Source organism: Halorubrum sp. AJ67 (assembly GCF_000513435.1).
Window position 1 is genome coordinate 103935 of sequence record NZ_CBVY010000002.1, and the last position, 2448, is coordinate 106382.

Sequence of the window (2448 nt, forward strand, 5' to 3'; positions counted from 1 at the left end):
CCCGGCAAAAGTCGTTGCGGTGGCCGCGGTCCGCCCCGGGCCGCCGTGAACGATGGCGAGCCGGCGGGCGACCGCCGCGAGGGACCGCAGCACCTAACGTCGCGGCCGCCCGAACGACGGTATGCGCATCGACCCGTTCGGCCTCGAACGCTGGTTCGCGGAGTATGAACACGAGGCCGACATCATGCTGGCGGAAAGCGGCATCCGGTCGCTCGACGCGAGCCGGTTCGACCTCGACCCGGGGAAGCTCGGCTACGTCATCCCGACGAACGGCGACCCCGACTTCCGGGAGTCGGTCGGCGACCGCTACGACCGGTCAGCCGACGAAGTGCTCTTCACCTGCGGCACGCAGGAGGCGAACTTCCTGACGTTCCTCTCGCTGCTCGGTGACGAGTCCGGCCTCGGCGAGGAGGAGGTCGGCTCCGGCACGCACGCCGTCGTCGTCACGCCGACGTATCAGGCGCTCCACGCCGTGCCGGACGCGTTCGGCGACGTGACCCGCGTCGAACTGGAGCCGCCCGAGTGGAAACTGGACCCCGAGGCGATCGCCGACGCGGCCCGCGACGACACCGCGGTGATCGTCGTCAACAACCCCAACAATCCGACCGGACAGTACCACGACGAGGCCGCGATGCGGGCGGTCTACGACGTCGCGGTCGAGCGCGACGCCTACCTGCTCTGTGACGAGGTGTACCGCCTGCTCGCCGAGGAGCCGCAGCCGCCGGTCGCGAGCTACGGCGCGCACGGCATCTCGACGACCAGCCTCACGAAGGCGTACGGGCTCGCCGGTCTCCGGTTCGGCTGGATCGCCGGTCCCGAACCCGTCGTCGAGCGCGCGTGGCGCTGGAAGGACTACACCACCATCTCGCCGAGCCTCTTCGGGCAGCACGTCGCGAAGCAGGCGCTCGGGCGGCGCGAGGACCGGATCCTCTCGGAGAACCGCGAGCTGGCGGCCGCCCACCGCGACCGCGTCGCGGACTGGGTCGACGACCACGACCTCGACTGGCTCGACCCCGTCGGCGTCAACGCGTTCGTGACGGTCCCGGACGGCTTCGACGACGCCGAATCGTTCTGTCGGACGGTCGTCGAGGAGGCGAGCGTCGTCCTCGCGCCCGGTCACCTGTTCGGCTTCCCGGACCGGTTCCGGATCGGGTTCGGCCTCCCGACCAAGGAGTTGGAGGAGGGACTCGACCGGGTGAGCAGCGTGATCGAGTCCGCCGGCGGGGCGTCCGCCGAGGGCGACGCAGCGACCCGGGGCGGGGGTGACGACTGATGGGGCTGGTCGGCGACCTCAAAGACGACGTGGTCGGCCTCGTGCGCGACCCGACCGACGAGCAGAAGATACTGGTGATCGCGTTCATCGCCATGGCGGCCGCCGACCGCTACATGTACTTCAACGACATTCCGTTTGTCGTCCGGACGACGGCGGCGGTCGGCGTCGGGTTCATCGTCATGTTCGTCGTCAGCTACCTGCTTACGGGACAGTTCGTCCCGCCGGACGGGAACGTCGACGACGACGAGGAGCAAGCAGAGTATGTCGACGAACTCGACCCCTGACCGGCGCGGCCGCCGACCCCCGAGCGCCCGCCCGACAGCGTTCCAAACCGTTTATACACGCGCCTCCGGAAATACGGCGTATGCCGCGAGAGCAGAAGCAGGTTCGCGAACTCCAGGAGGGCAGCTACGTGATGATGGACGACGCGCCCTGTAAGATCAACCATTACAGCACCGCCAAACCCGGCAAACACGGCAGCGCCAAGGCCCGCGTCGAGGGCAAGGGCGTCTTCGACGACAAGAAGCGCTCACTCTCGCAGCCGGTCGACGCGAAAGTGTGGGTGCCGATCATCGAGCGCAAGCAGGGGCAGGTCGTCAACGTCAGCGGCGACGAGGTCCAGGTGATGGACTTAGACACCTACGACACGTTCACGATGCGCATCCCCGAGGGCGAGGACTTCACCTCGGACGACAACATCGAGTACCTCGATTACGAGGGCCAACGGAAGATCCTCGGGTAATCGGGTATGTTCCCCGGAGCGACGACGGACCGCGAAACTGCTTCCTACGTGGTCGTCGGCGCTCCGCTCGACGCCACGACCACTTTTCAGCCGGGCACCCGGTTCGGACCGGACCGGGTCCGGCGATTCGCCGAGACGTACGACGACTACGACCGCCGCACCGATAGCCGCTTCTCCGCGCTCGGCGTCGCCGACGCGGGCGACGTGCGCCCGTGGGACGACGTGCCGGCGTACCTCGACCACCTCGCCGCCGAACTGCGTAGCGTCGGCTACGACGACGCCGTCCCCCTGCTCGTCGGCGGTGAACACACCGTCACCTACGCGGGCGTCGACGCCGTCGACCCCGACACCCTCGTCGTCTGCGACGCCCACCTCGACCTCCGGAGCGACTACGACGGGACCCCGTGGAACCACGACCTCGCGTCACGCGCCG

At 68.7% G+C, this 2448-nt stretch carries 4 protein-coding genes; all 4 read left to right on the forward strand.

Annotated elements, in window-relative coordinates; all coding sequences use genetic code 11:
• Nucleotides 1-121: 121 nt before the first annotated feature.
• Complete coding sequence (locus BN903_RS02555; RefSeq protein ID WP_048076245.1) at nucleotides 122-1273, forward strand: aminotransferase class I/II-fold pyridoxal phosphate-dependent enzyme; 1152 nt, start codon at nucleotides 122-124, stop codon at nucleotides 1271-1273.
• Nucleotides 1273-1557, forward strand: coding sequence for a hypothetical protein (locus tag BN903_RS02560; protein WP_048076246.1), 285 nt, complete (start codon nucleotides 1273-1275; stop codon nucleotides 1555-1557). Before BN903_RS02555 ends, BN903_RS02560 begins: the two co-directional genes overlap by 1 nt.
• 80 nt (nucleotides 1558-1637) lie before the next feature.
• Nucleotides 1638-2015 carry a translation initiation factor IF-5A gene (locus BN903_RS02565; RefSeq protein WP_048076247.1) on the forward strand — a complete coding sequence of 126 codons (378 nt, stop codon included), beginning with the start codon at nucleotides 1638-1640 and terminating at the stop codon, nucleotides 2013-2015.
• Nucleotides 2016-2021: 6 nt separating this feature from the next.
• Nucleotides 2022-2448, forward strand: a 427-nt coding sequence (locus tag BN903_RS02570) for an arginase family protein (protein WP_195155687.1), incomplete at its 3' end; no start/stop codon positions are given.